Here is a 7,305-nt window from a genome sequence, read left to right on the forward strand (position 1 = left end):
GGGTTTTTGTGTTTGTGCGGGGGTGGGTGCACCCCGTGGGCGGCCCCGGGGTTGGGGCGCGCGCCACCCCCCCGGGGGGGGCCCCGCACCAGGTTCGCGAAGACCTCGCTGATCCGATGCACCTCGAACACCGACCGTACGTCCCTGGACTTCGGCTCGATGATCGAGCGTTCGTCGGCGCGCACGTCCGGGTCGGTGACCAGCCGGTCCAGTTCGGCGCGGTACACCGCGACCTCATCCGGAGTGATCAGCTGGTCGATCGCCAGGAAGCCGTCGCGATCGAAATCGCTCAGCTCGGACGGTTGCAGCGGCCCCGGAGCCCCGGGCTCGGACCACACCACCGGGTCCACGCGTGGTGTGGCCACCTCCATGGCCCCACGGGTCGGGTACAGGTCAGTGACCGTGGTCATCGGATCATGCCTCCTCGGTCTCGGTAATCAGCGGGTATACGCCGTTCTCATCATGGTCCTCCCGTCCGGTGATCGGCGGGTTGAAGACACAAACGCACCGGAAGTCCGTCTTGGGGCGCATTGTGTGCTTCTCGTGCCCGTCCAGCAAGTACATGGTGCCGGGCGTGATCCAGTGCTTCTCACCGGTCTCGTCGTTGGTCAGCTCGGCCTCACCCTCGACACACAGCACCGCCTCGATGTGGTTGGCGTACCACATCGACGTCTCGGTGCCCGCGTAGAGGATGGTCTCGTGGAGCGAGAAGCCGACGCCCTCCCGGGCGAGCACGATGCGCTTGCTCTCCCAGGTGCCGGACTTGGACTTGACGTGCCTCTCGGTGTCCTCGATGTCCTTGAAGGATCGGACGATCACGGTGAGTACTTGCCTTTCTCTTCTCTGCGGTGCGGGAGAGTTATGCGGTCTCGCGGACCGCGCGGGCGAGGGTCCGCAGCCCCTCGTCCAGGTCTTCGGGGGAGATCGTCAGCGCGGGCAGCAGCTTGACGACCTCGCTCTCGGGGCCGGAGGTCTCGACCAGCAGGCCGAGTTCGAAGGCGCGCTTGCAGACAGCCGAGGCGCGCGGCTTGTCCTCGAACTCGATGCCCCACACCAGGCCACGGCCGCGGAAGTGGGTGCCGGACTGCTCCTCGCAGAGGGCGCGCAGGGCCTGCTCGACCTGCTCGCCGCGGGCGAGGGTCTGCTTCTCCATCTGGCCGTCCGCCCAGTAGGTGTCCAGGGTGGCGGCGGCGGTGACGAACGCGGGGTTGTTGCCGCGGAACGTGCCGTTGTGCTCGCCGGGCTCCCAGATGTCCAGTTCGGGCTTGAAGAGGGCGAGCGACATCGGCATGCCGTAGCCGCTGATGGACTTGGAGACGGTCACGATGTCCGGGGTGATGCCCGCTTCCTCGAAGGAGAAGAAGGCGCCGGTACGGCCGCAGCCCATCTGGATGTCGTCGACGATCAGCAGCATGTCCTGGCGCTCGCACAGCTCGGCCAGGGCGCGCAGCCACTCGGGCCGGGCCACGTTGACGCCGCCCTCGCCCTGCACGGTCTCGACGATCACGGCGGCGGGCTTGTTGAGCCCGGAGCCCTGGTCCTCCAGCAGCCGCTCGAACCACAGGAAGTCCTCGACCGTGCCGTCGAAGTAGTTGTCGAACGGCATCGGGGTGCCGTGGACCAGCGGGATGCCCGCACCGGCGCGCTTGAAGGCGTTGCCGGTCACGGCCAGCGAGCCCAGCGACATGCCGTGGAAGGCGTTGGTGAAGGAGACGATCGACTCGCGGCCCTTGACCTTACGGGCCAGCTTGAGCGCGGCCTCGACGGCGTTGGTGCCGGTCGGGCCCGGGAACATGACCTTGTAGGGCAGGTCTCGCGGCCGCAGGATGTTGTTCTGGAACGACTCGAGGAACGCGCGCTTGGCCGTGGTGGACATGTCCAGGCCGTGGGTGACGCCGTCACGCTCGATGTAGTCGATCAGCGCTCGTTTCAGCACCGGGTTGTTGTGGCCGTAGTTGAGCGACCCGGCCCCGGCGAAGAAGTCGAGGTAGGTGTGGCCGTCCTCGTCGTACATGTGGCTGCCCTGCGCGCGGTCGAAGACAGCAGGCCAACCGCGGCAGTAGCTGCGCACCTCCGACTCCAGGGCCTCGAAGACGCTCAGGGCGGGCGGGGTGATGGTCACAGCGTTCTCCTGGGAGAGGGGTGTGAGGGGGGTGAGGAGGGGGGTGAGGGATCGGGGGTGAGGCGAGGTCGGGGTCAGGTCCGGGCGGCGCGCGGGCCGACCGGACCGATGCGGTAGAGCACCTCGGGCTCGTGCGCACCGTCGGGGAACAGACCGCCGTGGAAGAGCACCTCACTCTCGAGCGGGGCTTCGTGCCGCTCCGCGAACGAGGTGAACAGCCGCTTCGAGGCGGTGTTGTCCGGGGTGATCGTCGTCTCGATGCCGCGGACGCCCGCCGCGACGACCCGCTCGACCAGCCCGTCCAGCAGGGTGGCGGCCAATCCGCGGCCACGCCAGGCGTGGTCGACGGCGACCTGCCAGACGACCAGGGTCTCGGGGCGCTCGGGGCGGACGTAGCCGGTGATGAAGCCGACCGGTCCGCCGTCGGCGTCGCGCGCCACTACGGATGTGGCGGCGAAGTCGCGGCACCACAGGAGGTAGCTGTAGGAGGAGTTGAGGTCCAGGGTTTTGGAGTCGCGAGCGATTCGCCAGATCGCGGCTCCGTCCTCGACGCGCGGAGTGTCGAGAGACAGGCCCTCCGGCAAATCCAATTCGCTACGGACTAGGTCTGCTTGTGCGGCGGTCATGCAAATTCAATTTACCCAGCAGAATCAGAAAATGCATCGCGGTGGGGGGTTACGCGGAGGGGGGTCGATGTGTTATCACGCGGGAGCGTGTGCGCGCGCGGCCGTTGGCCGAAAGGCCTTGATTTGTGGGGGAGTTACTGGGGCATAGCGGATCGTGTGTGGAGTCTGTCACATGTGCGTAACTGGCTGGTGACCGGCTTGAATTTTGATGGCAGGATCCCGTGAAAAATTTTGTGTTTAGGAATCACAAAAGCGGGCAGACGAATGTGGAAGCAGTAGCGGAAAAACGCGGGGAATTTCTGGCCAAGCTGCTATGAATTCAATCTCCCACGGTGAACTGAGGGAAGTCGCCCCGCACCGCGAAGGCCCCGGAGGCACCGTTGCCCGAGGCCGCGTACGCGTCCCGGCCGGTGTTCCGGTCGCCCTCGGCGTGGTTGTACTGCCCCGCGAGGACGTACCGGCCCGGGGGCACGGTCGCGCCCTTCCGGAGCGTCCAGCGGTAGACCAGCACACCGTCCTCGACATGGGTGGCGGTGGTCACATCGCCGGTCGGCAGCGAGCTCCAGGACCCGGTGGAGCGCACACCCCCGGTGTCCGCCACCCGCAGCTCCACCGTCAGCGAGGTCAGCGGCCTGCCGGTGGTGAGCGTGATGTCGCTCTGCGCCCAGTACGGATTGGAATGGCTGTTGATGGCGCCCTTGGACCGCACGGTCGGTTCGGCGAGGTGGTTTGGACCGGCCGCGGTGGGATAGGCGCTCGGAGTGTGCCGCTCAGCATCGCTCTGCGACCCGGCGTCCGGCTCGTCCCCGGGCCGCCGGTCCGTGTCCGCGCTCGCGCTGCCCGCGCCGGCGCCCGCGCCCGCCGGGGGCGCGACGGGCTCGCTCGAGGTGCGCACCGTCTGCGGTCGCTCGGCACCGTCCGTGGCCACCACCGCGATCCCCGTCGCGGCCACCGCGGCGGCCAGCCCGGCGACCGGGCTCACCACCCGGGTCCAGCGCGGGCTCGTCCGCGGGGCGCGGCGCCGGTCGTCGGCCGCCATGCCCGCCGTGACCCTGGCCAGCATCCGGATCCGGTCCGGTTCATGGGAGGCGGCGGCCGTACGCAGCTCGGCGACGACATCACGGCTCTCGGGGTGGCCGCGGCCCTCGGAGCGGCCGCGGCTCTCGGGGCGCTCGCGATGCTCGATCATCAACTGCCCCCTCCTGCTCCTGCGTGCCCGGCGTGGCCCATGTGACCGGAGTGGCGGGCCGGCCCTGTGTGGCTCGTGTGGCCTGTGTGGCCCGTGCTTCCGGTGCGGAGCGTTCGTACCGTCCGCCCTGTCCGTTCGGCCTCGGTCGCCGCGGACAGATCCTCCTCGTCATCGCCGTCCGGAGGGCCGAGCAGCCGCTCCAGCTCGGCGATGCCGCGTGAGGTCTGGCTCTTGACCGTGCCCACCGAAATGCCCAGCGTACGGGCCGTCTCCCGCTCGGAGAGGTCGAAGGCATGGCGCAGCACCACACACGCGCGCTTGCGGAACGGCAGCCGTACCAGCGCGGCTTGCACATCCACCACGGCGGACACATCCGGGTCGTCCACGCGGTCGGGGCGCTGCGAGGAGAAGAGCGCCACGCGGCGCCGCTCGCGCACCAGGCTGCGGATCCGGGAACGGGCCAGGTTGGCGACCACGCCCCGGGCGTACGCGGCCGGGTGGTCGGCGGCCCGCACCCGGTCCCACTGGTGCCAGACCGCCACCAGCGCGTCGGCCGCGAGGTCATCCGCCCCGTCGGAGCTGCCGAGCAGCAGATGGGCGAGGCGGGCCAGCTCGGCGTGGTGCCGCTCGAAGAAGTCCCGGAACTCGGCCTGTGGGTCGGCCGGTAAGGCGTCGGACGGCAGAGCGCCGGCCGGTAAGGCGGCAGCGGACACGACGTCGGCCGGCAGGGCCTCGGCCGGTAAGCCGTCGGGGCCCTCCGGCGCGTCGGGAGCCCGCGGGGAGACGTCTCCCGGGTCCCCCGGATCCCATGACGGGTCCGTCATGCGCGCCGCGTCCATCCGTACGGCTCGCGCGGTGCCCGAGGCGGCCGCGTCATCGGCGGGAGCGCTCACGAGGACCTCCTCACTGCGGCTCGTCCGGTGGGTTGCGTGAGCGTAGCAGCGCTCCGCATGTTGTTCGAGTGGCGCCGTTCCCGCTGATGGGAATTGGCCGGTCAACGCCCTGCCCCGGTCTCGTACAGTGCGTTGCATGAGGGATAGCGCGGTGCTCCACATCAAGGGCCGGGTCCTGGTCGGACCGGACACCGGCGACGCTGCCGGGGACGTACGGGACGAGCTGTGGGTGGTCGACGGCAGGATCACCTTCGATCGGCCGTCCGGGGCCAGGGACATCAGGCTGATCGAGGGCTGGGTGCTGCCCGGCCTCGTCGACGCCCACTGCCATGTCGGACTCGACGCCCATGGGGCGGTGGACGACTCGACGAGCGAGAAACAGGCGCTGACCGACCGGGACGCCGGGGCGCTGCTGCTGCGGGACGCCGGATCGCCGGCCGACACCCGCTGGATCGACGACCGCGAGGACCTGCCCCGCATCATCCGGGCCGGCCGCCATATCGCCCGCACCAAGCGCTACATCCGCAACTACGCGCATGAGATCGAGCCCGAGGACCTGGTCGCCTATGTGGCCGCGGAGGCGCGGCGCGGCGACGGCTGGGTCAAGCTGGTCGGCGACTGGATCGACCGGGAGACCGGCGACCTGGGGTTCTGCTGGCCGCGCGGCGCGGTCGAGGAGGCCATCGCGGAGGCGCACCGGCTGGGCGCGCGGGTCACGGCGCACTGTTTCGCCGAGGAGAGCCTCGCCCCGCTGGTCGAGGCGGGGATCGACTGCATCGAGCACGCCACCGGGCTCACCGAGGAGACCATCCCGCTGTTCGCCGAGCGGGGCGTCGCGATCGTGCCGACCCTGGTCAACATCGCCACCTTTCCCCGGCTGGCGCTGGGCGGCGAGGCGAGGTTCCCGCGCTGGGCCGACCATATGCGGCGGCTGCACGCCCGCCGCTACGAGACGGTGCGGGCGGCCTACGACGCGGGCATCCCGATCTACACCGGCACCGACGCGGGCGGCGGCCTGGCCCATGGACTGGTCGGGCAGGAGGTCGCCGAACTGGTGAAGGCGGGCATCCCGGTGCGGGACGCGCTCTCGGCGGCGACCTGGGAGGCACGGGACTGGCTCGGGCGGCCGGGGCTGGCCGAGGGCGCCTCCGCCGATCTCGTCGTCTACGAAGCGGATCCGCGCACCGATGTGCGGGTGCTGACGACGCCGCGGCGGGTGGTGCTGCGGGGGCGGGTCGTCGGCTGACGGGGTATGCGGGGCCGATACGGGCGGGGGACAGGTGGGGCGAGGGGTGCCGGAAGGGAACGTGGTTCGAACTGGGCGGCGAACCACACCCTTTGGGATGAACGGACATCATGTGTCTGCCTGTTTACCGTCGGTGCGCAAATATGGCGTGGTCGAGGCCGTCGGCGCCCGTGGAGTCCCCCGCGGCAGGCGCCGGCGGCTCCATGTCTCCTGTGGGGGTCCACTCACGTGTCCTGTTCCAGTAACACCTACTTCGGCATGCCCACCCGCCGTCTGGCGGCCGCCACCGCCGCTGCCGCGGTCTCCGTCCTGGGCCTGCTGCCCGCGACGACCGCGCAGGCCGACACCGGTGCGACCACCGGTAAGGCGGGTGCGGTCGTGCTCCGCACCGATCTCGATGTCTCCCTGCTCAACAAGACCCTCAGGGCTCCGCTCTCGGTCGTGCTGAACGATGTGCACGCGCCCGCGACCGCCAGCAAGACGGCGCTCAGCGCGACCCTGGACGGCGTGGACGGGGGTCGGCCGTTCAGTGTCCTGCGGGCCGATGTGGCCACCGCCCGGGCCGCCGCGGACAAGCAGCGCGCCGAGGGGTACGCCAACCTCGTCAACGCCCAGGTGCATGTCCCGGGCCTGGCCGCGGTGCCGCTGATCACGGTCGAGCAGGTGACCTCGAAGGCGGTGTGTGCCGTCGGGAAGCGGCCGACCGCCCACTCCAACCTGCTCGGCAGCGTCAGCGTGCTCGGTCAGAAGGTCACCCTGCGCGCGAGCGGCACCACCACAGTGGATGTGCCGTCGCTCGGCCAGGTCCGGCTCGACCTGTCGCGGACGGCCACCACCTCGCGCACGGCGGCGGCCACGGCCCTCAACCTGAAGGTCTCCGTGAACCCGCTCAAGCTGAACGTCTCGGAGGTCGAGGGGCAGGTCACCCTCGCCCGGGCGACCTGTGAGTCGCCCGTGGCCGCGGCGGTCGAGCCCAGCCCGAGCGTGGGCTCCCAGACCAAGCCTGAGCCCAAGCCGGAGCACTTGGCCGAGACCGGCGGCAGCTCGGCCACGCCGTACCTGGTGGCCGGTGGCGCCCTCCTACTGGCCGTGGGCGGCGGCGCCGTCGTCCTGGCCCGCCGCCGCCGAGCCGCCACCACCCGCGGCGACGCCGCCTGACGCTGGTCCGTTGGGCCCGGCACTCGCGCCACCCCGGCGCGGGTGCCGGGGCCGGGGCGGGCGCCGGGGCC

General features: G+C 70.8%; 7 protein-coding genes and 1 pseudogene. 2 read left to right on the plus strand and 6 right to left on the minus strand.

The features are described from left to right. From ACFXB5_RS50660 to ACFXB5_RS50685, 6 genes and pseudogenes are all read right to left on the minus strand, one after another. Window positions 1-410, minus strand: a 410-nt coding sequence (locus ACFXB5_RS50660; protein ID WP_385222124.1) for a phytanoyl-CoA dioxygenase family protein, incomplete at its 3' end; no start/stop codon positions are given. 4 nt (window positions 411-414) lie between these two features. Then, the gene (locus tag ACFXB5_RS50665; RefSeq protein ID WP_385222127.1) at window positions 415-819 is read right to left on the minus strand and encodes an ectoine synthase; all 405 of its coding nucleotides are present in this window, start codon (window positions 817-819) and stop codon (window positions 415-417) included. Between the two features lie 40 nt (window positions 820-859). Continuing rightward, on the minus strand, window positions 860-2,122 hold the full coding sequence (gene ectB, locus ACFXB5_RS50670) for a diaminobutyrate--2-oxoglutarate transaminase (protein WP_385222129.1): 1,263 nt from the start codon (window positions 2,120-2,122) through the stop codon (window positions 860-862). A gap of 74 nt (window positions 2,123-2,196) precedes the next feature. Then, window positions 2,197-2,748 carry a diaminobutyrate acetyltransferase gene (gene ectA, locus ACFXB5_RS50675; protein WP_385222132.1) on the minus strand — a complete coding sequence of 184 codons (552 nt, stop codon included), beginning with the start codon at window positions 2,746-2,748 and terminating at the stop codon, window positions 2,197-2,199. Window positions 2,749-3,067: 319 nt separating this feature from the next. Further along, window positions 3,068-3,937, minus strand: a complete 870-nt coding sequence (locus tag ACFXB5_RS50680) for a hypothetical protein (RefSeq protein WP_385222134.1) — start codon at window positions 3,935-3,937, stop codon at window positions 3,068-3,070. A 122-nt stretch (window positions 3,938-4,059) separates the two neighbouring features. Continuing rightward, window positions 4,060-4,620 (minus strand): annotated as a pseudogene (locus ACFXB5_RS50685) (SigE family RNA polymerase sigma factor); the annotation flags it as partial. A gap of 346 nt (window positions 4,621-4,966) precedes the next feature. Between ACFXB5_RS50685 and ACFXB5_RS50690 the strand changes: the two are divergent. Both ACFXB5_RS50690 and ACFXB5_RS50695 read left to right on the plus strand, forming a co-directional pair. Next, window positions 4,967-6,076, plus strand: a complete 1,110-nt coding sequence (locus ACFXB5_RS50690; RefSeq protein ID WP_385222137.1) for an amidohydrolase family protein — start codon at window positions 4,967-4,969, stop codon at window positions 6,074-6,076. Between the two features lie 258 nt (window positions 6,077-6,334). Further along, window positions 6,335-7,234 carry an SCO1860 family LAETG-anchored protein gene (locus ACFXB5_RS50695; RefSeq protein WP_385222139.1) on the plus strand — a complete coding sequence of 300 codons (900 nt, stop codon included), beginning with the start codon at window positions 6,335-6,337 and terminating at the stop codon, window positions 7,232-7,234. Window positions 7,235-7,305: the final 71 nt, after the last annotated feature.

It is taken from the genome of Streptomyces sp. NPDC059455 (assembly GCF_042750115.1).
Lineage (GTDB): Bacteria > Actinomycetota > Actinomycetes > Streptomycetales > Streptomycetaceae > Streptomyces > Streptomyces endocoffeicus.

What these genes read in the sequence shown, in the direction of transcription:
- ACFXB5_RS50680 (WP_385222134.1), bottom strand. Translation starts at nt 3,937, where the DNA reads ATGATCGAGCATCGCGAGCGCCCCGAGAGCCGCGGCCGCTCCGAGGGC.
- ACFXB5_RS50690 (WP_385222137.1), top strand. Translation starts at nt 4,967, where the DNA reads ATGAGGGATAGCGCGGTGCTCCACATCAAGGGCCGGGTCCTGGTCGGA.
- ACFXB5_RS50695 (WP_385222139.1), top strand. Translation starts at nt 6,335, where the DNA reads ATGCCCACCCGCCGTCTGGCGGCCGCCACCGCCGCTGCCGCGGTCTCC.
- ectA (WP_385222132.1), bottom strand. Translation starts at nt 2,748, where the DNA reads ATGACCGCCGCACAAGCAGACCTAGTCCGTAGCGAATTGGATTTGCCG.